Here is a 23,622-nt window from a genome sequence, read left to right on the forward strand (position 1 = left end):
CTCTCCTACAGCTCGAACGCGGTCAGGTGGATCTGGCGGCGGGGCACGCCTGCCGCCCGCAGCGCGGCGACCGCCTCGTCGACCAGGCCGCCGGGACCGCACAGGTAGACGTCGCGGCGGGTCAGGTCGGGCACGAGGCGGCGCAGGCCGTCGGGGTTCATCACCTGGCGGGGGCCGGGGTCGTCGCGGCGGCCGACGACGTACCAGACGGAGGTCTGCCGGGCCTGCGCGAGCCAGTCCAGCTCCTGGTGCAGCAGCACGTCGGCCGGGGTACGCGCCCGGTAGATCAGCGCCGCGCCGGGCGGCAGTTCCTCCAGCATCGCCCGCAGCGGCGCGATGCCGCTGCCCCCGGCGATGAGCAGCGCCCGTTCCCGGGTGCGGTGCGCGGCGGTGAACGTGCCCGAGGGGCCCTGCGCCCAGACCCGGGTGCCGGGCGTGAGGTCGCGCAGCTCGGCGGTGTACCCGCCGACGACCTTGACGGTGATCCGCAGCCAGCGGTCGTTGGCGGCGGCGGAGACGGAGAACGGGTGCGACTGCCACCAGCAGCCGGGGTTCAGGAACCGCCAGCGGAAGAACTGCCCGCCGAGCAGGTCGATCTGGTTGAGCCGCTGCCCGGTCAGGTAGACCGAGACGGTGTCCGGGCTCTCCGCCACCACGTCGGCGACACGCAGCCGGTGCCGCAGGTTGAACACCAGCGGCGCGAGCACCCGGCCCCACAACAGCGCGGCCACGACCAGCAGGTACGCGGCGATCCAGCCGGTACGTACCGGGCCGGGCTCGTAGAGCTGCGCGCCGTTGCTGAACTGGTGCGCGTAGCCGAGCAGCAGCGTGAGATAGCTCGCGGCGTGCAGCAGGCGCCACAGCTCGTACGGCAGGCGGCGCCGCACGGCGCGTACCGCGGTGAACGCGACAGTGACCAGGATGCCCGCGGCGGCGAACGCGGAGACCATGTCCTCGTAGTCGGTCAGCAGCGCGCCGACCTCGCCGAGCACGGTCTTGCGTTCCTGGCGGGAGTAGCCCACCACCACCAGCGACATGTGCGCGAGCACCGCCACCAGCAGCGTCGCGCCGAGATCCCGGTGCAGCCGGGAGATCCGCTCGCCGCCCAGCGCGCGTTCCAGCACGCCCAGCCGGCTCATCATCAGCACCTGCACCAGCAGCAGGTAGCCGGCGATCAGCCCGGTGATCCGGCCACCGGCGGTGAGCAGGTCGGCGGTGTCGGCGAGCGATCCGGCCGGGGTGTCCAGCCACCACGGCACGACCGCGGCGACCAGCCCCAGCCAGAAGACCACTGCCAGAGCACGCCGGCCGCCGGGTCCGCGGCGCGGACGACCCGGGGGTACGGGGGCAGCCGGACGGCCGCCGTACGGGGCGGAATGCCCGGTACGGCGGCCGGCGGCGCGGGTGTCCTGGTACGTCACGCGTAGATCTTGACCGGGGTGAACTTCTGCCGGGGGAAGACCTGGTCCACCTGGGCGGCGGTCAGGCCGAATCGGCCCTGCGCGACGGATCCGTAGACGTTGAACATGTTGTTGTATTCCGGCACGTCGCCGCTGTCCAGCTTGTCCAGTCCGTTCCAGGTGCCGAGCAGCGAACCGGCGAGCTTGCGGCCGGACAGCACGGTGACCACGCCGCCGTGCCCGTGGTCGGTGCCGCCGCCGTTCGAGCCGACCCGCCGGCCGAACTCGCTGGACACCATGATGGTCACGTCGGCCGCCCGGTCGCCCAGGTCGGTGAAGAACGCGGCCATCGCGTTGGCCAGCTCGTTGAGCCGCCGCCAGAGCTGGCCGCCCTCGCGGGTGCCCTGGTTCTCGTGGGTGTCGTAGCCGCCCATGCCGACGGTGGCGACCCGCACGTTCGCGCCGCCCTTGATGAGCTGGGCGAGCTGCTTGAACGCGTTCCCGACGCCCTGGTACTCGACGCCTTCGGCGGCGGCGTACGGCTTGGCGGCGAGTTTCTGCGCGGTGGCCAGCGCGCCCATGCCCTCCTGCACCGCCTCCTCGACCGGGTGGTTGATGCCGGTGAACAGGCCGCGGATGGCCTTCTCGGTGGCCGCCCGGTACTTGTCGTCGCCGTTGAGCCGCAGGTCGCCGACGTTGTTGAGGGAGATCGCGCCGTTCACGCCGACCAGCGAGCGCGGCAGCGTGCTGCCGATGCCGACGCTGCGGAACGCGGTGCCCTTGCCGAGCGAGTCGACCAGGCTGTCCAGCCAGCCCCGGCCACCGGTCTCACCGGGCAGACCGCCCAGGTTGCAGGCGTCGGCGGCCTGGAAGTGGCTGCGGGACAGCCGCGGGTCGGACACGGCCGGCACGAAGCCGAGCTGCCCGGCCTTGAGCCACTTGTCCAGCGGCGCGAACGCGCTGGTGAGCTTGAAGCCGCGGGCCAGCGCGAGCGAGTCCTCACCGAGCAGCAGGTCGGGGCGGGCCTTGGCGAGCACCGGGTCGTTCGCCGGTGCGACCAGGCTCAGCCCGTCCAGTCCGCCGTAGAGGAAGACGTGGATCAGCGTGCCGGTCTTGGTCGCGGCGAACGACGCCGAGGTGGTGACGAACTGGGCGGTCGCCAGCGCGGTGGCCGTCGCGGCGGCGCCGGCGACGAAGGTACGCCGGGTGACGCCCCGACCGTCCTGCTGCGCCTCCTCGATCTCCTCCAGCCGGCGGTACCGGTCGGCCTCGGCCGCGTTCTCGGCCGCGACGATGTCCGCCTCGGCGCGCAGCAGCGCCTCGGCCGGGTTGTCGGCCAGCCGCCGCAGGTCGGGGCATTCGGGGTGCAGGGGGTACGGGTTCACGGTCATCTCCATCGAATGCCTCACCGGAGGTGGTGCTGGGGGGACGCGAGGATCGTCCGCGCGACAGCGGCGATGGCCCCGTTGAAGGTGGCGTCGACCTTGGTGCTCTCGGCCACGCCGGCCACGGCGAGCACGAGCTTCTTCTCCTTGGCGCTGAGCTTCTGCTGCACCAGCCGCTGGGCCAGCGCGTCCACGTAGGCCCCGGCGGTGGCCGGCGGCTTGGCCACCAGCTTCTCCGGCTTGACGAAGGTGAACTGCTTGCGCCAGCCGGCGATCAGGTCGCCCGCCTCGTTCCAGCCGTCGATCATGGTGCCGGCGGAGGTCCAGGCCAGGTAGACGTCGGCGTAGCCGTCCGGGGTGGGCTTGCCCATCGGGTACTGGCCGAGTTCGCGCATCTTGTCGTGGATCTGCCGCAGTCCCTGTGCGAACGGGGTGCGCCGCTGGTCGCCGGAGAAGCCGGGGGCCGCGTCCGGCGAGACGCCGAGCGCCCGGTACGTGGCGACCAGGTACTCCATCGGGCGGCGTACCTTCTGGCCGATCGCGGCCCAGAACTCCGACGAGCTGAACAGCGTCGCCAGCACCGGGCGGATCTGACCCTTGTTCGTGGTGTACGCCTTGGCGAGCCGGTCCACCACGGATTTCGGCGGCGTGTCGGAGACGAACCGGGTGGCGAGGTTCTGTGCCACGTACCGCGCGGTCGACGGGTGCATCGCGATGTAGCGGATGTACGAGTCGATGACCTTGTCGGCGGCCACCGGATCGTCGGAGTTGTTGGCGTGGCTGAACCCGAGGATCTTCACCTTGCCGAGGTAGTGCCGCTCGGCGAAGAACTTGTACTTGCCGTCGGCGACACCGCGTCCGGTCTGGAGCAGCGCGGCCTGGCGGACGTCCTTCTCGGTGTAGCCGCCGTCGACGCCGACCGAGTACAGCTCCAGGTTCTCCCGGGCCAGGTTCTCGTTGACCGCGTCCTTGCGGGAGTCGACCTGGTTCAGGTAGAGCAGCAGCGCCGGGTGCTTGTTCGCGGCGACGAGCATCTCCGGGTAGCTGCCGAGCGCGTGCTTGCGGATGACGTCCCGGTCGAACGCGTTGCGGTAGTTCTCCCCGCTGTCGAAGTCCGCGGCGACGTGCAGGAAGTCGTTCCAGAAGTCGACCATCACCTCGAACAGCTGCCGGTCGGACCAGATCTGCCGGGCGATGGTCGCTTCCACCGTCTCCCGGGCCGGGTCGACGCCCTTCTCGTTGAGCTGCTCGCGCTGGTCGCGCAGTTGCGTCGGGCTGAGCTTGAGCGACTGCAGCTCGGCCAGCTTCAGCTCGGCCCTGGTCGGGGTGATCTTCTCCGGCTGGAGCTGCTCCCGCAGCCAGTCGTCGATGCCGACGCGCTTGACCTCGGCCATCATCTTCGACGTCGGACCGAAGGTGGTCCGGCTCAGCAGGTGCCGGATCGGGTCCTTGGCGAGGACGGTCTTCACAGTCACCTTGGTCGCCGCGGCGGCCTCGGCCGGGCTGCCGTAGAGCTGGCCGCCGGACGGCGCGTTGCGCTTGAGCGCCTCACCGGCCCGGGAGCCCATGTAGCTCTCGTTCTGCTCGGTGTAGGTCCGTACCGTGCTCGGCTGCTGGCCGCTGGGCCGGGCGGCGTTGCCGTCGGTGGTCACGGTGCCGGTGGCGTCACCGGCCGGCGCGTCACCGAACAGGCCGCGCACCTGCGGGGACATGGCCAGGGCGGCGCCACCGGCGACCACCACGGCACCCCCGAGGGTGGCGAGCGCCCGGCGGCGGCCCCGCTTCGGGGCCTCGTCGCCGTCGTCGTCCAGGTCGGGCAGTCCACCGCCGGGCGGCGGGCCGTACCCGCCGGCGGGCTGGGCGTAGCCGCCGGGCTGGGGGTAGCCGCCGGGCTGGGGGTAGCCGCCGGGCTGGGCGTAGCCGGGCTGGGGGTAGCCGGCGGGGGCGGGCGCGGCGGGGGCGAAGCCGTTCGGCCCGACCCACTGCGGCCCCGCGGCGGGCTGGGCGCCGGCGTGCGGCGCGGCGTGCGGGTCGCGGTACCCGTCCGGATGGGGGTGCTGGTATCCGTCCCAGCCGCGGTCGTCCCGGGGGCGACGCGGTGGCACGTTCAGGTCGGCCATGTACCTATCCCGTTTTCTTCGAGCGCCGGCACGCCTGCCACCCGGGGGGTCGGGTGTCGCAGGGGCGGCGACGGTTGCCGGAGAGTTGCCTACGGGAAAGTAACCATGCGGTCCCGGCCGCTCAAGGCACGCCGGACGCGCTCGTGCGCGCACTTAAGACGGTGCTCAGGCCCGCCGGGGAGGGCCCGTCGCGGCGGCGGGGGCGCGGCGGCCTCCGGAGCAGGGCCGACCCGGGCGCACGCCACCCGGACGCGAGGTTTCGCACCCCGGCGACGCCGCCGGGGGCGTTCATCGCCTCACCGAAACTTAAGGTACGGATAAGCCTGCGCTGAGAACCTCGTTCCACCTGTCCGGCCTCCGAAACAGCAGCAGCAGCGACGCGTGACCGCCCTCCGATCCGGGTATGCCGCCGAACCGCTGAAGCCGTGAGGGGAAGGCATCGCCATGCTCAGCCAAGAGGATCAGCGCAGGTTCGAACAGATCACCCGTCATCTGCGGGAGAGTGATCCACGCTTCTTCGCCCGGTTGGACAACCGGATCAAGGGCCGCCGGGGGCGGTACATGATGCTGTTGACGATAGTGCTGTGGGCCTCGCTGCCGGCCATGACAGTGCTCGTCGGGCGGCTGGCCGGGGCGATCTGCGCGGTGGTGCTCGTCGCCAACGCCGCGGTGATGTGGCGCTTCCGCCGCCGCTTGCTGTGAAGGAAGGGCCCCTTCTTAACGCATTCGGTAGAGGAAGGGCCCCCTCTTAACGCTCGGCCTCGCCGCGACCGAACTCCCTGGGCGACGCGGCTTCGCCGCGACCGAACTCCCTGGGCGACGCGGCTTCGCCGCGACCGAACTCCCGGTACGCCCGGCGCAGCCGTTCGGCCAGGCCCGGCCCGCCGACCGCGGCCCCGGGTGGGCCGAGCTGGCGCAGCAGCAGCTCCGGGCCGGTGGCGAGCGTGGGCGGCCGGTCCGGCAGCGCCACCGGGGCCAGCCAGAACCGGTCCAGCTCGGCGTCCGGCTCGACCGCCGGCAACCCGGCCAGGGCCCGCGCCGCGCCGACCACCGGCACACCGTTCGTCGCGTCCGCGGCCGACTCCGGACCGACGTCCGCGGCCGACTCCGGACCGACGCCCACGGCTGACCCAGGACCGGCACTCGCGGCCGACTCCGGACCGACACCCACGGCTGACCCAGGACCGGCACTCGCGCCGCGGGTTGGGTCGGTACCGTCCGGGTGGGCGCCACGCAGCGTACGCAGCCGGTCGAGCAGGTCGGCGCGGGACCGGCCGCGCCAGTGCAGCAGGTGGAACGGGTCGGCGTCGAACGCCTCGGCGAGCAGGTAGAACGTGGCCGCCAGGTGTTTGCACGGCACCGCGAAGTCGGGGCAGCCGCAGCTCTGGTCCAGCTCGCCGATCGCGGCGGGGAACAGCGGTGCGCCCGCCTCGGCGAACAGCTCCTCCAGTTCGGCCGGCAGGTCACCGGCGAGCAGCCGGGCGCTGAAGAACGCCTGCCCGGCCAGCTCCGACTCCAGTCGCCGCCACACCTTCGACGGGTACGCGGCCAGCCCGATCCGTACCGGGTAGGGCCGCGGCCGGGAGCCCTGCACCTCGGCGGTGACCGTCCCGGGCGACACGTCCAGCCGGAGCACCTGCCCCCGCCGCGCGTACGCCCGCCCGCGGGTGAGCCGGGAGCCCAGCGCGAACGACTCCAGCACCTCCACGAACCGCCGGGACCACCAGGACTGCCCGATCGCGCCCCGGGTGCTGCGCGCCCGCAGGCCGCCCTCGACGCGTACCGGCGGCCCGTAGTCGTCGAAACCGGGGCTCACTCGACCACCGCCCCGGCTTCCAGCCGGAACAGGTCGCGCAGCGTGTCGGTGGACAGCTCGGTGACCCACTGCTCGCCGCTGCCCACCACCGACCGGGCCAGGCTGCGCTTGTCCGCGATCATCGCGGCCACCTTCTCCTCGACCGTGCCGGCGCAGACGAACTTGCGGACCTGGACGCGGCGGCGCTGTCCGATGCGGAACGCCCGGTCGGTGGCCTGGTCCTCGACGGCCGGGTTCCACCACCGGTCCACGTGCACCACGTGGTTCGCGGCGGTCAGCGTGAGCCCGGTGCCGCCGGCCCTGAGCGACAGGACGAACAGCGGTGGCCCCTGCGGCGACTGGAACCTGGTCACCATGGCGTCCCGTTCGGCCTTGCCGACGCCGCCGTGCAACAGCAGCACCTCCCGGCCGGTACGCGCCGACAGGTGCCCGCGCAGCATGCCGCCGAACTCGGCGTACTGGGTGAACAGCAGCGCCTTCTCCTCCGCCGCGAGTACTTCGTCGACGATCTCGTCGAGGCGTTCCAGCTTGCCGGACCGGCCGTCCAGCGCGGAGCCGTCGTGCAGCAACTGGGCGGGATGGTTGCAGACCTGCTTGAGCCGGGTCATGGTGGCCAGCACCAGCCCGCGCCGCTCGATCCCGTCGCTGGACTCGATCTTCGCCATCATGTCGTCGACCACGGCCCGGTAGAGGGCGGCCTGCTCGGCGGTGAGGTTGCAGACCACCTCCATCTCCAGCTTCTCCGGCAGATCGGTGATGATCGCCGGGTCGGTCTTGAGGCGGCGCAGCACGAACGGGCCGGTGATCCGGCGCAGCCGTTCGGCCACCTCGGCGTCGCCGTGCCGCTCGATCGGTTCGGCGAAGCGCTTGCGGAACGTCGCGGCCGGTCCGAGCAGCCCCGGATTCGCGAACTGCATGATCGACCAGAGGTCGGCGAGCCGGTTCTCCACCGGCGTACCGGTGACCGCGACCCGGTGCCGCGCGGGCAGCGACCGCACGGCCTCGGCCTGCCGGGTCGCGGCGTTCTTGATCGCCTGCGCCTCGTCCACCACCACCCGGTGCCAGTCGACGCCGGCGAGCTCGAACGCGTCCCGGGCCGCCACCGAGTACGTGGTGAGCACCAGGTCCGCCTCCTGCACGGCGGCGGCGAAGCCCTCGCCCCGGGCACGTTCGGCGCCGTGGTGCACGTGCAGCCGCAGCCCGGGCGCGAACTTCGCCGCCTCCCGCTGCCAGTTGCCGACGAGCGACATCGGACAGACCAGCAGTGTGGGCCCGGCCTCCGGCGGGTCACCGGCGAGCAGCGCGAGCAGTTGCACCGTCTTCCCCAGGCCCATGTCGTCGGCGAGGATCCCGCCGAGCCCGAGCGACTGGAGGAACGCCAGCCAGGCCAGCCCCCGCCGCTGGTACGGCCGCAGCGTCCCGATGAAGCCCGGCGGCGGGTCGGCCGGGGTGAGCCGCCGTTCGGCCTCACCGGCCAGCAGCTCGCCCAGCGCGCCGTCGGCGACCACGTCCAGCACCGGCAGCTCACCGGCATTGTCGTCACCGGACAGTCCCATCCGGAGCAGGTCGGCCACCGTCAGCTCGCCGGAGGACCGCAGCAGCTTCAGCCCGGCCTCCAGCCGCTGCGGGTCCAGCTCGACCCACCGGCCACGCAGCCGGACCAGCGGCGACTTCAGGTCGGCCAGCGAAGCCAGTTCCTCGGCGGTCAGCGGCTGGTCGCCGAGCGCCAGCTCCCAGCGGTAGTCGACGAGCGCGTCCAGTCCCAGCTTCCCGGCGGTGGTGGCGACCGCGCCCGGCGCGGTACGGCTGCGCGCCCGCAACCGCGCGCCCAGCCGGGACGAGGAACGCCGCCACCACGACGGAAGCAGCACCCCGAACCCGGCCGCGTGCAGCACCGGCGCGCCCTCGCGCAGGAACCGGTGCGCGCCCTCCGCGTCCAGTTCCATGCCCTCGGGCGCGGCGGTACGCAGCGCGGTGTCCACCTCGGGCCACAGCCGGCTGGCCCGGCCCAGCTCGGCCAGGAGCGTCTCCTGTGGCTCCACGCCCCGGGCGGCGAGCGCGGGCGCGGGCCGCTGCCAGATGTGCGCGGCGTCCACCACGAGCCCCGGCTCGTCGGCCGGGTGCAGGCCGAACTCGACCCGCCAGGCGGCGTCCTCGACCAGTTCGGCGACCGGATCGGCGGCCGGTTCGACGAGGCGGAACGTGGCCCGTACCGCGCCGCCCGCGGCGTCGCGCTGCCAGGCGTCCAGTTCCTCGCGCAGCGTCGCCAGCGCGGCCGGCTCGGCCGGGAAGGCGCGCTCCGGGCCGGTGAGCGCGGCCAGCCAGCGCGGCACCGCGCCGACCGGGCGCATCCCCCGGTGCAGGCGGGTGTCGGCCAGTGCCACCCGGGCGGCGGCGTCGGCGAGCCCGTCCAGCGCGTCCGCGACCAGCGCACCGGCCCCGATGTCGCCCGCCCGCCCGGCCCACGCGTCGACCGCCGGGCCGCGATCCCCGCTGTCCCGGACGGCCCCTGCCGATGAACGCCCGCTGCCCCGGGGAGACCTTCCCGGCGCGGGCCCGCCGGCACCCATCAGTGCTTTCGCGGACGCCGGGTCGACGGCCCTGCCCGGACCCTCGCCCTCGCCGCCGAAGGCCGCCGCGACGGCAGCCGGAGACTCCGGCCGCCATTCCCGGGCGGCTCGGGCCGCCGGTGGCAACGCCGTCGCCAGGTCGCGCGCCCAGGTCGCGTCGGTGCCGGTGAGCAGCGGCCGCCAGAGCGCCCACCCGGTCGCCACGTCGTCGGCCCCCACGGCCCGCAGCCGCCGCCCGGAGCCTGCGACGCCCCTGATCGAACCCACCGGCCCCGCCACGCCCGAGCCGGCCGCACCCGAGGCAGGCACCCGTCGCGCCGAGGTCCGCCGGCCGGTCGCGGCCGACCCACCGTCGGGCACACCACCGGGGTACGCCTCCAGCGCGACCGGCAGCAGCCGGCCGCGTACGACCAGGTCGGCGGCGAGGTCGGCCAGCTCGCACAGGTGACGCAGGCTCGCCCCGACCGGGCCCGCCATCGGGGCGCGCAGCAGCGCGTACGCGGCGTCCGGGGCGTACCCCAGGGCGGGAGCCCGCCATCCGGCGCGGGTGACCGGCCCGCGGACCGGTTCCTCGACGGTGGCCCGGACCAGTTCCGGCGAGTCCAGCGGCGAGCCGGCCCGGGTCGGCAGGTCCAGCAGGACGGAGATCGGTTCGCCCGGCACGCCGTCGAGCGCGGCCGCGAGCGCGGCGTGGCCGGCGGCGAACGGGTGCGGGCGCTCACGCGGAACGCGGCCGGGGCGGCGGGGCGCGCGAGCCGGAAGCGTGCTGTCCTCGGCCCACAGGGCGAGCCCGGCGCCGGGCAGCCACAACCCGTGGATGACCAGCACTGCTCCCCCCTCGCCGACGCCGGGGCCGAAGACGACGCCCGGGGAGTCAGGATAGGCCGCCGGACGCCGCTATCGTCGGCGCCATGGTCGACCTGCTCGTGATCGGCGGGCTCGGCGTGGACGTCCGCGCCCGGGTGCCCGCCCTGCCGCCGCCCGTCGCCGACTCGCTACTGGTGCCGCCGATCGACCTGCGGATCGGCAACACCGGCGCCGGGGTGGCCCTGGCCGCGCACGCGCTCGGCCTGCGGGTGGCGCTCGTCGACGTGCTGGGCGCCGACCCGGCCGGTGACGTGGTGCGGGCGGCGCTGGCGCGTACCTCGATCCGGATCACGCTCGCCGACGCGCCGGCCGGCACCCGCCGTTCGGTGAACCTGGTCGACCCGGCCGGGCGGCGGATGTCGCTGCACGACCCGCGTCCCTGGTCGGGGCCGGCGCCGTTCGGCGAGGCGGAGCTGGCCGCGCTCGTCGCCGAGGCGACCCACGTCCATCTTTCGATCATGGATTGGGCCCGGGACTCACTGGCGGTGCTGCGCGCCGCCACGTCGGTCTCCACCGACCTGCACGACTGGGACGGCGAGAACGACTACCACAGGCCGTTCGCCCGGATCGCGGACCTGGTCTTCGTCAGCGACACGCGGCTCGGCGAGCGGGCCGCGAAGGAGGCGGCCGGGCTGGCGCCGCGCACGGTGCTGGTCACCGGTGGGGCGGCCGGTGCGACGCTGCACACCCCGGGCGCGCCGCCCGCGCACGTGCCCGCGGCCATTCCGCCCGGCCCGGTGGTGGACACCAACGGTGCCGGGGACGCCTTCGCCGCGGGGGTGATCGCCGCCCGGCTGCGCGGCGCGGGCGTCCTCGACGCGGCCCGGTACGCCGCCCGGGTGGCCGCCGCCGCGTGCACCTACGACGGGATGGAGTACCCGGACGGGCTGCTGCCCCGCGAGTGAGCCGTCAGATCGAGCCGGTCTCGCCGTCGGTCAGCTCACGCAGGATGTCGGCGTGCCCGGCGTGCCGGGCGGTCTCCTCGATCAGGTGCACCAGCACCCAGCGCAGCGACACCTCGCCGAGCTGCGGGTGCGGCACCACGTGGCCGAGGTCGAACCGCGCGGCGACCCGGCGGGAGCGGTAGCAGGCCGCCTCGTATGCGGCGGCGAGCACGTCGACCGTCTCGCCGGGGCGCAGCGCGAAGCTGGCGTCGGCGTCGGCCTGGGAGGTCAGGTAGACGTCGCCCGGCTCGGGGTCGAACAGGCAGCGGAACCAGTTCCCCTCGACCAGGGTCAGGTGCTTGAGCAGCCCGGCCAGGGTGGTCAGCGAGGGCACCAGACGGCGGGCGGCGTCGGCGTCGGTCAGGCCGCGCGCCTTGCGCAGCACGTTGGCACGGTGGAAGTCGAGGAACGCGTCGAGGATCGCCCGTTCGTCGCCCGTGCGGGCGAGGACCGGACCGAGTGCCGGATCGATCGTCGGGTGCGCCATCCCCGGACCCTAGTACGCGGTGTGTCCGGCCCGCTGCCCCGCGTGATCCCCCTGCGCGGTCCGGCCGTCCGGGGCAGGATGGGCGCATGGCTTCCACGGTGCACATCCCTCTGGTGGGCGGCGCGGCCGACGGCGAGACCGTCACGGTCGAGCTGGACAGCAACGGCCGACCGCCGCTGACCCACCACCACCTCGGGTCGAAGGGCCTCGCGGAGGCGCAGATCTACGAGCTGGAGTCGGACGACCAGCCGGGCCGGGAGTGGGTCTACTCCTGGCGCGGCCCGGCGGTCTGACGGGCCCGGCTCACATCGCGTGCGTCAGCGTGCGGGCCCGGATGCTGTCCAGCACGCTGCGGGTCACCTGCGAGGTGCCGCGCGCCTGCTCGCAGACCTCCGCCACCCGGCGCGCGGTCTCGTCTGCCCGGGCCGCCCGCTCGTCCCACAGCCGGTCCACCTCGGCCAGCAACGGGCCCTCCACCTCCCGTTCCACGCCGCGCAGCGCCGGCACACCGAGCCGCTGGGCCAGGTCGAAGACCTTTCCGGCGTACGGCAGCGGCAGGAACGGCGTGCCCATCATGGCCGCGAAGATCAGGAAGTGCAGCCGCATGCCGACCGCGAGGTCGAAGTGGCGCATCAGCCCGAGGATCTGCGCCGGACGGTAGTCACCGTGCAGGATCCGGCCCCGGTCGGCGGCGGTCATGTGCGACAGCACGCCGTGGGAGTGCCGGATGTCGTCGCGTTCCATCGGCACGAACAGCACGTACGCGTCGATCCGGTGCACCAGGAAGTCACTGATCTGGGCGAGCAGGCGGTGGTAGCCGTCCACGTCGAGCCGTTCCGCGGCCCGGCCCGGCTCGCGCACGCTGAGCCCGACCAGCCGGGAGCCGGCCGGTACGCCCTCCTCGCGCAGCCACTGCTGGGGGAACTCCTCCGGTTCGAGCAGGAACGCCGGGTCGGCGGTCACGGTGATCGGGTTCACCAGTCCGGCCTCCTCCAGCACCATCCGCGACTCCTGGTCGCGCACTGTCACCTCGACGGCCTGCGCCAGCGTCTCGCGCACCATGCCGCTGTCCAGCGTGTCGGTGAGCGGGCCGACCCCGACCGCGTACGTGATCAGCGGCAGCCCCCGCTCCTGGGCGACCCGGACCACCCGCAGGTAACGCCGGGCCTCCTTGTCGTAGAGGATCCCGCCGCCGCCGAGAATGAGCAGGTCGAGCTGGTTGAGCACCGGGGACGAGTCGACCCGGCTGACGCCCTCCCACGGCACCGCCTCGACCTCGGGGTGGGCCAGCGCGGTGTGGGCCGGGTTGCGGGAGAAGACGATGATCCGGGCATGGGGCTCGTGCCGGCGCAGATCGTCCAGCAGACCCGTGAGGATCGCCTCGTCGCCGAGGTTGCGACCGCCGTAGGAGCCGAGCACGCCGATGGTCAGTCCGGTGCGTTCCCTCATCCGTTGCTCCTTCCCAGGGGCGTCCGCGCCAGCGTTCCCGCTGGCCGCCCCGGGTTAACGCACGGCGAGGCGGCTCAACCGGTGGCGTCACCGACCAGACGGGAGACGAGGTCGGAGACCACCTGATCGGTGTCGGACCCGGCGTCGATGGAGGTGGTGAGCAGGTCGAGCAGGAGCCCGTCGACGGCGTAGTGCAGCAGCGCCACCTCGTACGCCCCGCCGGGCAGGCCGGCGGCGGTGTGGTGGGCGACGTCGTCGGCGTACCCCCGGCGCAGCACGCCGCCGAGCGCGGCCCGCAGTTCCGGGCGGCGCGCGGCCTCCAGCCGCAGCTCGAACAGCGCCCGGGTGAGGCCCGGCTCGCGGGTGGTGCGCGCGACGACGTCGCGCAGGTATTCGGTCATCAGCGCGAGTGACGGTTCGCGGCGGCCGAGGTCGGCCAGCACGGCCGGGTCGGGCGCGATCCGGTCGAAGATCCGTTCGGCCAGGCCGGCGAGCAGCGCCGCCCGGGACGGGAAGTAGTTCGAGGTGGTGCCGGTGGGCACGCCCGCCTCGGCGTCGACCGCCCGGTGGGTCAGTCCCCGCGCGCCCGCGTCGGCGAGCACCCGCAGCCCGGCGTCGGCGAGCAGGGTACGGCGTTCCGGATTCCTGGCCACGCGAACACACTAGCAACAACCACGACAGGTGTTGTACATTCATCGCCGAACCACGACAGCCGTCGTGGATAACCTCGGACATCGGAGCCGGTTTGCGCAAGCTCGTGTACTTCGTCGCCAGCACCCTCGACGGCTTCATCGCCGCACCCGACGGGACGTTCGACTTCCTCCCGCTGATGCCCGACGTGGCGCCCCACCTGGTGGCCGAGTGGCCCCAGACGCTGCCCACGTTCGCCCACGCCCAGCTCGGCGTCGACTCCCCGCCCGCCGGCCGCTTCGACACCGTGCTGATGGGCCGCGGCACCTACGAGCCGGGCCTGAAGATCGGCGTCACCAGCCCGTACGCCCACCTGGAGCAGTACGTGTTCAGCCGCTCCCTGCCGCCGGCCGACTACCCGGACGTGCACGTCGTCGACGGCGACCCGGTGGCCCTCGTCCGCGAGCTGAAGACCCGGCCCGGGCGCGACATCTGGCTCTGCGGCGGTGGCCGGCTCGCGGGTCAGCTCGCCGACGAGATCGACGAGCTGGTGGTCAAGCTCAACCCGGTGGTCGTCGGCAGCGGCATCAAGCTCGTCGACAGCGGCTTCGATCCGCGGCGGCTCACGCTCACCTCCGCGCGCCCGTTCGACTCCGGCGTCGTGGTCGTGAGCTACACGCGCAACGGTTAACCCGGTTGCCCGGACGGCGGGCGGCACGCACCGTGGAGTAGTGACGAAGACCCGGCTGCACTGGTACGAACTGCCCGGGCACGTGCGCGACGGCGTCGAGGGCGTCCTCGGCGACCGGGTGGTCGCGGCGCAGTCGCAGCCGGGCGGCTTCTCCCCCGGCACCGCCGACCGCGTCCGTACCGCCGGTGGTGGCCGGGCCTTCGTCAAGGCCGTCAGCCCGGCGCAGAACGACCGCAGCCCCGGCCTGCACCGCGCCGAGGCCCGCATCGCCGCCGCCCTGCCGCCGGACACGCCCGCGCCCCGGCTGCTCGGCAGCTACGACGACGGCCACTGGATCGCGCTCGTCTTCGACGACGTCGAGGGCCGGCATCCGGTCACGCCGTGGCGGGCCGACGAGCTGGCCGCCGTGCTGTCCACGCTGGAGACGATGGCCGCCGCGCTCACCGCGGCGCCCGCCGCCGCGACCACACCCACCGCCGCGGAACACCTCGCCCACGACTTCGGCGGCTGGCGGCGCCTCGCCGCCGACCCGCCAGCCGACCTCGACCCGTGGGCCCGGTCCCACCTGCCCGAGCTGTGCGCCGCCGCCGACCGGGGACTGGCCGCGCTCGACGGCGACACGCTCTGCCACGTCGACGTGCGTGCCGACAACCTGCTGCTCGGCCCGGACGGGTCGGTCACCGTCGTCGACTGGCCCTGGGCCTGCCGGGGACCGGCCTGGTTGGACACCCTGCTCACCATCGTCAACGTGCAGGTGTACGGCGGCCACGACCCCGACGCGCTGCTGGCCGCCCGGCCACTGACCGCCGATGTCGACCCGGCCGACCTGACCGCAGTGCTCGCCGCGTTCACCGGCTTCTTCCTCGACGGCGCCCGCCAGCCCCCACCACCGGGCATCCCGACCGTGCGCGCGTTCCAGCGCCTACAGGGCGAGGCCCTGCTCCCCTGGCTCACCCACCGCCTGACCCCCTGACCCCCTGACCGCCCGCCCGCCCCGCCCCGCCCCGCCCCGCCCCGCCCCGCCCCGGCGATCTTGCAGTTTCGGCCCCCGGGATGCCGCTTTGGCGCGCTTTGTCAGGGCCGGAAGTGCAAGATCAACGCGATTGAGAGGGCTGGACGCGCGGCGGCGCACGGCGCGGAGTCACCCGGAGGCGGGGACGGCCAGCGGGTCGGCGAACAGGGGTGAGAAGCCCAACTCGGCGGCGCCGATCACGGTCGCGTCGTAGCCGAGCGCGGACACACGCAGGCGGGCCTTGTCGCGGGAGATGGGCAGCACGTTGGCGGCGATCCGACTGCGGACGTGGCTGGCGCAGACCGGGAAGACCTCGCTGAGCGTGCCTCCGAAGATCACCACGCCGGGGTTGAACAGGTTGATCACGTTCGCCACGCCGATGCCCAGCCAGTCACCGATGTGCCGCAGCGCGTCCTGGGCGGCCGGCTCGCCCCGCGCGGCAGCGGCCAGCACGGCCCGTACCGCCTCGCGCCCCTTCTCCCGCGCCGGGCGGCCCGCGACGTCGAGCAGTGCCCGCTCGCCGACCTCGGCCTCCAGGCACCCGCACGAGCCGCAGCCACAGGACCTCCCCTGGTGCGGGTTCACGAGCATGTGCCCGACCTCGGAGGCGTACCCGCCGTCGCCGTCGAGCAGTTCCCCGCCCACGATGATCCCGCCGCCGACACCCACGTCGCCGTGCAGGTAGACCAGGTTCTGCACGCCGACGCCGGCACCGCGCTGATGCTCGGCCAGTGCTCCGAGGTGCGCCTCGTTGCCGACCAGGACGGGCAGGCCCAGATCCAGCCGCCGGGCCAGCTCGGTGCCGAACGCCTGGTCCACCCATCCCATGTCCGGTCCGAAGCGGACCATCCCGTCGCCCGGCCGGATCATGCCGCAGTAGGAGGCGCCGACGCCGACGCACATCGACCCGGGTGGTGCGGCGTGGTGCAGCGCCCGCCCGAAGTCGGCGAGCACCGAGACCACGGAGTCGAGGTCGGCCCCGGCCCGTGGCCGCTCCGCCTCCAGGCGTGCCGACACCACACCGCCGAGCCCGACGCGGGCTGCCACGAGCCGGTCCACGGCGATGTCGAAGGCGAGGACGTAGACGGTGTCGGAGGCGGGCCGGACCACATGCGAGGGACGCCCCGCCCGGCCGCTGCCGCCGGCCCGCACCTCCCGGACCAGGCCGGCCGCCGCCAGTTCCGCGGTGAGCGCCATGACCGTGCTGCGGTTGACGCCCATCCAGTCGGCCAGCTCGACGCGCGTGACCGGGCCGGTCAGGTGGACGCGGCGCAGCAGCGCGCCGAGGTTGAGCCGGCGGCTGTCACCCTGCGCGTGCCGGTCCGCTGCCAGACCTTTCAGCATCGACCACTCCGTCGAACGGCGACTGGCTCTCCGAGACCGAGGATAGTTGCCACACATCGACGGCAGCCAGCGCGCAAGCACTCACCGGGCCACCGGACCGTGGGTGGAACGCACGCGACGTCGGGCGCCGCAGCGGGCGACGGGTTACTCCGCTTCGCGGACCGGGCTCTGCGGCACCACCATCACCGGCCGGTGGGCGCGGTGCAGCGTGGCCATCGCGACGCTGCCGAGCAGGATCTTGCGGACCACCGTCCGGCCGCGCGAGCCGACCACTACCAGGCTCGCCTTGCGCTCGGCGGCGACGGCGGAGAGCGCGTCGGCCACCGCGCGGCCCGGGGTGCCCCCGGCGGCGCGAACGCGGACCGTGGTCACCGGCTTCCCGTCGACCGTCTCCGGGGCGGGCGTGTCCCCCTCGTCGCCGTCGACGGCGACCAGGACGGTCTCGCGCTCGGGGAAGAGGCGACGGGCGGCGGCGAGTGCGGCCTCGGACCCGGCCGAGGCGTCCCAGCCGACCACCACCGGCCCGGCGGCGAGTGCGTCGTACTCGTCGGTCAGCAGCGGGTGCGGCACGACCAGGACGGGACGCGGGCTGTAGTGCACGGCCATGTCGGAGACGCTGCCGAGCACCGCGCGGGCGCCGCCGAGGCCCCGCGAGCCGAGCAGCAGCACGTCGGCCTGCTTCTCGTCGGCCAGCTCGGCGAGGCGGAGCCCTTCGCCGCCGTAGCTGCGGCACACGAGCGGCTCGGCGTCCCAGCCGGCGGCGCAGCCCAGCATCACGCCGACTGCCGTCATCCGGTCGGCCTCCCGGCCGCCCTCGCGCTCGATCGCCTCAACGAACACGTTGATGTTGCGGGTGCCGGTCCAGAGCCGCTTGCGCAGTTCCTCGCTGGCGAACGGAGGCGTCCACAGATGCCCGATCCACGCGTGCGCGCCGGGGAACAGCAGCGCGCCCGCCTCGATGGCGGCGCTGGCGGCCGGAGACCCGTCGTAACCCACCAACACTTGCCTGCCGCGCACGTCGCTCACCGCACCAAACCTCTCTCGCCGACGACATCTCACAAGATCGTATCCGGGCCCGGACCGGGTCCGAGCCGGATCATCCGGCACGAAATCATCGGTACGCCGGGCGGATGAGCACCCCGGACCTGTCGTATCTACTGGACCACACCAGCCACGTGTTGCGTACCCGGGTGGCGGCGGCGCTCGCCGAGATCGGGCGGACCGCCCGGATGCACTGCGTGCTCGCGCACGCGCTGCCCGAGGAGCGTACGCAGATACAGCTCGCCGAGATGGGCGACATGGACAAGACGACGATGGTGGTGACGGTGGACGCGCTGGAGCGGGCCGGGCTGGCCGAGCGGCGTCCGTCGCGTACGGACCGGCGGGCACGGATCATCGCGGTCACCGAGGAAGGTGCCCGGGTGGCCGGGCGCAGCCAGGAGATCGTCGACCGGGTGCACCCGACGCCGCCGAACGGGCGCGGGCGTTCGCCGTGTTCGCCTTCATCGGCGCGGCCGGGGCGGCCGTCGGCCAGGTCGCCGGCGGCCTGCTCACCGACGCGCTGGGCTGGCACTGGATCTTCCTGATCAACCTGCCGATCGGCCTGGCCACGATCGAGCGGTACGGCGCGACGTCGGCGCACACGCTCGGCCTGGGCGCGCTGGTCGCCGGGTTCGTGGTCCGGCAGGCCACCGCGCGCCGCCCGCTCATGCCGCTGCGGCTCCTGCGCTCGCGCGGCGTCGCCGTGGCGGACGTGGTGCAGATCCTCACCGTTGCCGCGACGTTCGCGTTCCAGGTTCGGACGCCGGTCTCGCCTCCGGGCTGTTCAACACCACCCAGCAACTCGGCATGGCGTTCGGCGTCGCGGTGCTGTCCACGCTGGCCGCCGCCCGCACCGCGGACCGGGTCGCGCTCGGCGACGACCGGGCCTCGGCCCTGACCAGCGGCTTCCACGCGGCGTTCGCGGTCGGCGCGGGGCTCGTGGTGGTCGCCGTCGTGCTCGCGTACGCGCTGCTGCGCCCCAGCACGGCGGAGTGCGCCGACGCTCCGGCGCTCGTGGGGTGAGTCAGCCGGGCGCGCGCGCCGGATGGGTGAGGAACGGCAGCACCGCCGCCGGCAGCGCGGGCGAGGCCACCACGTCGTAGTGGGTCAGCCCGGGCAGCACCGCCAGCCGGGACGCGGGACGGCCTGCGCCTTCGCCGCCCGCGTCCCGCCGGCCGCCGCCGAGCAGGGCGAAGAACTCAGCCGCGTGGCCGACCGGGATCTCGTCCGCGTCGGCGAAGACCAGCAGCACCGGCATCGGCAGCGCGGCCACCTCGGCGGACCAGTCGTAGTCCCGCCGCAGCAGTTCCCCGCTGCGGGCCCACAGCAGGGGCCAGTCCTGCGGGCGGGGCGCGACCCGGGCGTACCGCTCGTACGGCGGGGTGCCGCGCATGCGCTCGGCGGCGCGCTCGTCGTGGGCGGCCATCGCGGCCAGCGTCTCCGGGTACCAGCCGCGCCGCCGGAACGGCGTGGAGACGAGCACCAGGCGGCGGACCAGGGCGGGATGCTGGATCGCGGTACGCAGGGCCACCCCGCCGCCGAGTGAGTAGCCGAGCACGTCGGCCCGCGGCAGGCCGAGGTGACGCAGCAGCCCGGCCACGTCGTCGGCCATCGACTCGTACCGCAGCGGCCGGTCCAGACCGCCGGTGCGGCCGTGGCCCCGCAGGTCGACGGCGATCAGCCGGCGGCGCGCGGCCAGTGCCCGCCGGACCGGCGCGAACGTCTCAGTCGAGCCGTATCCGCCGTGCAGCAGCACCAGCGGCCTGCCGGCGCCGTGCTCCTCGTACCAGATCCGCAGCCCGCCGACGTCCGCATAGGTCACCCGCCGATCGTCGCGCTCCCGGCGCCGGGGCGGGCGCGTTACCGGTGCACCGGCCTCAGCGGGACGCGGGTGTCGAACTCGGCCGCCTCACCGGGCTCGAGCACGGGTGAGTACCTGTCGGCGCAGGCGTGGTGCGCGGGAGGGTGGGTGACCACGAATCACCCCTAACCTGACAATTCTTCCCCTAGGTTGGGTCGGAGAGGGCAGTCGGAACCTGGGGGGCGATGTGAAGGGCTATCCGGCGATCGAGGATCACGGGCTCATCGGCGACCTCCAGACCGCCGCGCTGGTGACCTGCGACGGGACGATCGACTGGTTCTGCGCGCCGCGCTTCGACTCGCCGAGCATCTTCGCCGGACTGCTGGACAAGGACAGGGGCGGCTTCTTCCAGATCGCCCCGGACGACGTCCGGTACGTCACCAAGCAGCTCTACCTGCCCGGCACGCCGATCCTGATCACCCGGTTCATCAGCGCGGACGGTGTCGCCGAGGTGATGGACTTCATGCCGGTCACCGGCGAGCGGGTCACCGACTCGCACCGGATCGTCCGCATGGTCAACATGGTGCGCGGCAGCATGCGCTTCCGGGTGGAGTGCCGGCCCCGATTCGACTACGCGCGCGAGAGCCACGAGCTGGAGCGGCACCGCAACGGCTACCTGTTCCGCGGTTCGTCGGCGACACTCACCTTCAACCCGATCGACCCGGCCCGGCAACGGTGGGCGCAGACCGCAGACGTCCGGATCGAGGGCGGCGACCTCATCGTGTACGGCACGCTCAACGAGGGCGACACCGGCGGGGTGATCCTGGAGACCGGTAGTGAGGAACCCCGGCTCATCCCGCCGGAAGAGGTCCAGGGCATGTTCGAGTGGACCCGGGACTACTGGCGGCGCTGGGTCGAACGCTCCCGCTACACCGGGCGCTGGCGGGAGATGGTCGAGCGCTCCGCCATCACGCTCAAGCTCATGACGTACGCGCCGACCGGCGCGATGATCGCCGCGCCGACCACCGCGCTGCCCGAGCTGGTCGGCGGCACCCGCAACTGGGACTACCGCTACACCTGGGTACGCGACACCTCGTTCTCGGTGCACGCCCTGCTCGGCCTCGGGTTCACCGAGGAGGTCAGCCGGTACATGGACTGGCTGGACGAGCGCATCCGCGAGGCCGGCGACCACCAGGACCCGCTGAAGATCATGTACCGGGTGGACGGCTCCTCGGACCTGCACGAGGAGGTGCTCGACCACCTGGAGGGGTACCGGGGCTCCCGACCGGTGCGGATCGGCAACGGCGCGGCCGACCAGCTCCAGCTCGACATCCACGGCGAGGCGCTGTACGCCATGCACCTCGCCGACGAGCAGGGCATCCGCGTGTCGCACCAGGTGTGGAAGAGCACCGTGCGCCTGGTCGACTGGCTCTGCCACAACTGGGACCAGCGCGACGCCGGGATCTGGGAGAGCCGGCACCACCCCCGCAACTACACGTTCGGCCGGGTGATGTCCTGGGTGGCGCTGGACCGGGCCATCCGGCTGGCCAACCGGACCGGCCGGCCCGGGGACATGAGCTGCTGGACCGAGCAGCGCAACCGGATCTACAACCAGGTCATGGCCCGCGGTTTCCACCGGGAACGCGGCAGCTTCGTGCAGGCGTACGACGAGAACGTGCTCGACGCCGCCCTGTTGTACATGCCGGTCGTCGGTTTCGTCACGCCCACCGACCCGCTGTGGTTGTCCACCCTGGAGTCGATCGAGCGGGATCTGGTCTCGGACAGCCTGGTCCACCGCTACGACCCGGTGCACTCCCCCGACGGGCTGCCCGGCCACGAGGGCACGTTCAACATGTGCACGTTCTGGTACGTCCAGGCGCTGGCCCGCTCCGGCCGGCTGGACGACGCGCGGCTCACCCTGGAAAAGATGTTCACCTTCAGCAACCACCTCGGCCTCTACGCCGAGGAGATCGCCTCCACCGGTGAGCAGATCGGCAACTACCCGCAGGCGTTCAGCCACCTCGCTCTGATCAACTCGGCGCTGACCCTCAACGACCTGCTCGACGCCGAGGCCGACGCCCGCCTCCGCCGATAATCCCGGCGACCCCCGGTCCGGCTCCGGGTAGGGTCGGCCGCATGAGGTTCCACGCCGCCGTCATGAAGCCCTGGTCCCTACGCTGACGGCGGCAGGGTGACCGGCTTCTTCTGACGTACCAGCTCTGCTCCGCCGTCCTGGCGTTCCCGCCGGGCGGTGTCCTCGCGCTGCCCGGCTCCACGACGAGCCGAGAGCGGACTGTGCACAACCTCGACAACATCCCTTCATCCCCATTCACCTCGGACGGCCTGCTGCCCGCCGGGCACCGGGCGCACGTCCGCGCCGACGGTGTCCGCGTCGTACGCGGCGGCCGGGTCGTGCTGTCCGGCGTCGACGTGACAGTCTCCGCCGGATCCCGTCTGGCCGTCGTCGGCGAGAACGGCCGCGGCAAGACCACCCTGCTCCACGTGCTGGCCGGCATCATCGTGCCCGACCAGGGCACCGTGGAACGGCTCGGCACGGTCGGCGTCGCCCGGCAGAACCTGGAGGCGCGCAACGGCGAGACAGTGGGCACGCTCGTCCACGGGGCGATCCGGGAGTCCGAACGCGCGCTGCGGGCGCTGGACGACGCCGCCGACGCGCTGGCCGAGGGCCGGCCGGGCGCGGACGACGCGTACGCCACAGCGCTCGACGCGGCGACCCGGCTGGACGCCTGGGACGCGCAGCGTCGCGTCGACGTGGCGCTCGCCGGCCTCGACGCGTGCCCGGACCGGGACCGCCCGCTGGCGACGCTGTCGGTCGGCCAGCGCTACCGGGTCCGGCTGGCGTGCCTGCTCGGGGCGCGGGTCGACCTGCTGATGCTGGACGAGCCGACCAACCACCTCGACGCGGACAGCCTGGCCTTTCTCACCGCGCGGCTGCGCGAGCACCCGGGCGGCGTGGTGCTGGTGACCCACGACCGCGCCCTGCTGCGGGACGTGGCCACGGAGTTCCTGGACCTCGACCCCAGCGCGGACGGCCGCCCGCGCCGCTACGCCGGGGACTACGCTGCCTGGCAGGACGGGCGCCGCCGCGACTTCGCGCACTGGGTCCGCGACCACGAGGCGCAGCAGGCCGAGCACCAGCGCCTGGCCGACGCGGTGCGGGAGGCGCAGGGCCGGCTCAGCACCGGCTGGCGTCCGGACAAGGGCCACGGCAAACATCAGCGGCAGTCCCGCGCCCCCGGCCTGGTGCAGGCGCTGCGACGCCGGCAGGAGGCGCTCGACGAGCACCGGATCACCGTCCCGGAGCCACCGAAGCCGCTGCGCTGGCCACCGCTGGACACCCGGGCCGGACTGCCGATCCTGCGGTGCCACGACGTGACGGTGGCCGGGCGCCTGCGTACCCGGGTCACGCTCACGCTCGACGGCGGGGACCGGCTGCTGGTGACCGGGCCCAACGGCGCGGGCAAGTCGACGCTGCTCTCCGTGCTGGCCGGCGACCTCGCGCCGTCGACCGGCGAGGTCCGGCACCCGTCCGGCGCACGGGTGGCGTACCTCGGTCAGGAGGTGCCCGACTGGCCTCCCCTGATGCTCGCCCACAACCTGTACGAGCAGCACGTGGGGCGGCTGCGCTCCACCGGGCGCCTCGGCTCCGGCGCGACCCTGCCGCTGGGCGCGACGAACCTGCTGGACGCCGAGGCCCGGCGTACCCCGGTCGGCCGGATGTCGCACGGACAGCAACGGCGGCTGAACCTGGCGCTGCGCCTGGCCGAACGTCCCGACCTGCTGATCCTCGACGAACCCACCAACCACCTGTCGGCGCCGCTGGTCGACGACCTCACCGCCGCCCTGCTGACGACGCCGGCGGCGGTGGTCGTCGCCACCCACGACCGGCAGATGCTCCACGACCTGGCGGCCTGGCCGGCACTGCCGCTCACCGCTGCGGCCCCGGACCAGCGGGTGGACGCGTTCGCCCCTCCGGCGACGCCAGGTCGTTCGGTCACGGAGGGTCATGCCCATCCGGAAGAGTGATACTCCGAGCGATATGCC

General features: G+C 73.8%; 21 protein-coding genes. 10 read left to right on the top strand and 11 right to left on the bottom strand.

Annotation, left to right across the window (positions count from 1 at the left end; all coding sequences use genetic code 11):
* Positions 1-5: 5 nt before the first annotated feature.
* From KSK32_RS03660 to KSK32_RS03670, 3 genes are read right to left on the bottom strand one after another with little or no spacing between them, the layout of a single operon-like run.
* The gene (locus KSK32_RS03660; protein ID WP_216928464.1) at positions 6-1,421 is read right to left on the bottom strand and encodes a ferric reductase-like transmembrane domain-containing protein; all 1,416 of its coding nucleotides are present in this window, start codon (positions 1,419-1,421) and stop codon (positions 6-8) included.
* Positions 1,418-2,791 (bottom strand): DUF1501 domain-containing protein, encoded by a 1,374-nt coding sequence (locus KSK32_RS03665; protein ID WP_254187456.1) that lies wholly within the window; start codon positions 2,789-2,791, stop codon positions 1,418-1,420. Before KSK32_RS03665 ends, KSK32_RS03660 begins: the two co-directional genes overlap by 4 nt.
* A gap of 14 nt (positions 2,792-2,805) precedes the next feature.
* Positions 2,806-4,905 carry a DUF1800 domain-containing protein gene (locus KSK32_RS03670; protein ID WP_216928468.1) on the bottom strand — a complete coding sequence of 700 codons (2,100 nt, stop codon included), beginning with the start codon at positions 4,903-4,905 and terminating at the stop codon, positions 2,806-2,808.
* Positions 4,906-5,349: 444 nt separating this feature from the next.
* Between KSK32_RS03670 and KSK32_RS03675 the strand changes: the two genes are divergently transcribed.
* Positions 5,350-5,607, top strand: coding sequence for a DUF3040 domain-containing protein (locus KSK32_RS03675; RefSeq protein ID WP_013287797.1), 258 nt, complete (start codon positions 5,350-5,352; stop codon positions 5,605-5,607).
* Between the two features lie 46 nt (positions 5,608-5,653).
* Here the strand turns inward: KSK32_RS03675 and KSK32_RS03680 are convergent, their stop codons facing one another.
* Complete coding sequence (locus KSK32_RS03680) at positions 5,654-6,721, bottom strand: SWIM zinc finger family protein (RefSeq protein WP_216928469.1); 1,068 nt, start codon at positions 6,719-6,721, stop codon at positions 5,654-5,656.
* Entirely contained in the window at positions 6,718-10,119 is a 3,402-nt protein-coding gene (locus KSK32_RS03685) for a DEAD/DEAH box helicase (protein ID WP_216928471.1), read from the bottom strand. The genes KSK32_RS03680 and KSK32_RS03685 overlap by 4 nt, the downstream gene beginning before the upstream one ends.
* An 83-nt stretch (positions 10,120-10,202) precedes the next feature.
* Here KSK32_RS03685 and KSK32_RS03690 point away from each other — a divergent pair, with 83 nt between their 5' ends.
* Positions 10,203-11,063: a carbohydrate kinase family protein gene (locus KSK32_RS03690; protein ID WP_216928473.1), complete on the top strand. Its 861-nt coding sequence runs from the start codon at positions 10,203-10,205 to the stop codon at positions 11,061-11,063.
* A 4-nt stretch (positions 11,064-11,067) separates the two neighbouring features.
* On the opposite strand, the gene KSK32_RS03695 is transcribed toward KSK32_RS03690, so the two are convergent.
* Positions 11,068-11,589, bottom strand: coding sequence for a DinB family protein (locus KSK32_RS03695; RefSeq protein ID WP_216928475.1), 522 nt, complete (start codon positions 11,587-11,589; stop codon positions 11,068-11,070).
* 86 nt (positions 11,590-11,675) lie between these two features.
* Between KSK32_RS03695 and KSK32_RS03700 the strand changes: the two genes are divergently transcribed.
* Positions 11,676-11,882, top strand: coding sequence for a hypothetical protein (locus tag KSK32_RS03700; RefSeq protein ID WP_216928476.1), 207 nt, complete (start codon positions 11,676-11,678; stop codon positions 11,880-11,882).
* A gap of 10 nt (positions 11,883-11,892) precedes the next feature.
* Here the strand turns inward: KSK32_RS03700 and KSK32_RS03705 are convergent, their stop codons facing one another.
* The gene (locus tag KSK32_RS03705) at positions 11,893-13,038 is read right to left on the bottom strand and encodes a polysaccharide pyruvyl transferase family protein (protein WP_216928478.1); all 1,146 of its coding nucleotides are present in this window, start codon (positions 13,036-13,038) and stop codon (positions 11,893-11,895) included.
* 74 nt (positions 13,039-13,112) lie between these two features.
* Positions 13,113-13,691 (bottom strand): TetR/AcrR family transcriptional regulator, encoded by a 579-nt coding sequence (locus KSK32_RS03710; protein ID WP_216928480.1) that lies wholly within the window; start codon positions 13,689-13,691, stop codon positions 13,113-13,115.
* Between the two features lie 92 nt (positions 13,692-13,783).
* On the opposite strand from KSK32_RS03710, the gene KSK32_RS03715 reads away from it, so the two are divergent.
* Together KSK32_RS03715 and KSK32_RS03720 are read left to right on the top strand one after the other, a co-directional pair.
* Positions 13,784-14,359, top strand: a complete 576-nt coding sequence (locus tag KSK32_RS03715; RefSeq protein WP_216928482.1) for a dihydrofolate reductase family protein — start codon at positions 13,784-13,786, stop codon at positions 14,357-14,359.
* A 40-nt stretch (positions 14,360-14,399) separates the two neighbouring features.
* Positions 14,400-15,332: a phosphotransferase gene (locus KSK32_RS03720; RefSeq protein ID WP_216928484.1), complete on the top strand. Its 933-nt coding sequence runs from the start codon at positions 14,400-14,402 to the stop codon at positions 15,330-15,332.
* A gap of 168 nt (positions 15,333-15,500) precedes the next feature.
* Here KSK32_RS03720 and KSK32_RS03725 read toward each other — a convergent pair whose 3' ends face one another.
* The gene (locus tag KSK32_RS03725) at positions 15,501-16,715 is read right to left on the bottom strand and encodes an ROK family transcriptional regulator (RefSeq protein ID WP_216928486.1); all 1,215 of its coding nucleotides are present in this window, start codon (positions 16,713-16,715) and stop codon (positions 15,501-15,503) included.
* Positions 16,716-16,859: 144 nt separating this feature from the next.
* Positions 16,860-17,741, bottom strand: coding sequence for a universal stress protein (locus tag KSK32_RS03730; RefSeq protein ID WP_216928488.1), 882 nt, complete (start codon positions 17,739-17,741; stop codon positions 16,860-16,862).
* 104 nt (positions 17,742-17,845) lie between these two features.
* Between KSK32_RS03730 and KSK32_RS03735 the strand changes: the two genes are divergently transcribed.
* Genes KSK32_RS03735 through KSK32_RS33175 form a run of 3 tightly spaced genes read left to right on the top strand, consistent with a single transcriptional unit; the run spans position 17,846 to position 18,779 of the window.
* The gene (locus KSK32_RS03735; RefSeq protein ID WP_254186932.1) at positions 17,846-18,301 is read left to right on the top strand and encodes a MarR family winged helix-turn-helix transcriptional regulator; all 456 of its coding nucleotides are present in this window, start codon (positions 17,846-17,848) and stop codon (positions 18,299-18,301) included.
* Positions 18,208-18,654, top strand: coding sequence for a hypothetical protein (locus KSK32_RS34885; protein ID WP_353939617.1), 447 nt, complete (start codon positions 18,208-18,210; stop codon positions 18,652-18,654). Before KSK32_RS03735 ends, KSK32_RS34885 begins: the two co-directional genes overlap by 94 nt.
* Positions 18,564-18,779, top strand: coding sequence for a hypothetical protein (locus KSK32_RS33175; RefSeq protein WP_254186933.1), 216 nt, complete (start codon positions 18,564-18,566; stop codon positions 18,777-18,779). Before KSK32_RS34885 ends, KSK32_RS33175 begins: the two co-directional genes overlap by 91 nt.
* Position 18,780: 1 nt before the next feature.
* Here the strand turns inward: KSK32_RS33175 and KSK32_RS03745 are convergent, their stop codons facing one another.
* The gene (locus KSK32_RS03745; RefSeq protein WP_216928490.1) at positions 18,781-19,578 is read right to left on the bottom strand and encodes an alpha/beta fold hydrolase; all 798 of its coding nucleotides are present in this window, start codon (positions 19,576-19,578) and stop codon (positions 18,781-18,783) included.
* Positions 19,579-19,804: 226 nt separating this feature from the next.
* On the opposite strand from KSK32_RS03745, the gene KSK32_RS03750 reads away from it, so the two are divergent.
* Positions 19,805-21,652, top strand: a complete 1,848-nt coding sequence (locus KSK32_RS03750; protein ID WP_216928492.1) for a glycoside hydrolase family 15 protein — start codon at positions 19,805-19,807, stop codon at positions 21,650-21,652.
* Between the two features lie 200 nt (positions 21,653-21,852).
* On the top strand, positions 21,853-23,604 hold the full coding sequence (locus KSK32_RS03755) for an ABC-F family ATP-binding cassette domain-containing protein (RefSeq protein ID WP_216928494.1): 1,752 nt from the start codon (positions 21,853-21,855) through the stop codon (positions 23,602-23,604).
* Positions 23,605-23,622: the final 18 nt, after the last annotated feature.

It is taken from the genome of Micromonospora sp. WMMB482 (assembly GCF_019038635.1).
In the GTDB taxonomy this organism is placed as follows: domain Bacteria; phylum Actinomycetota; class Actinomycetes; order Mycobacteriales; family Micromonosporaceae; genus Micromonospora; species Micromonospora marina.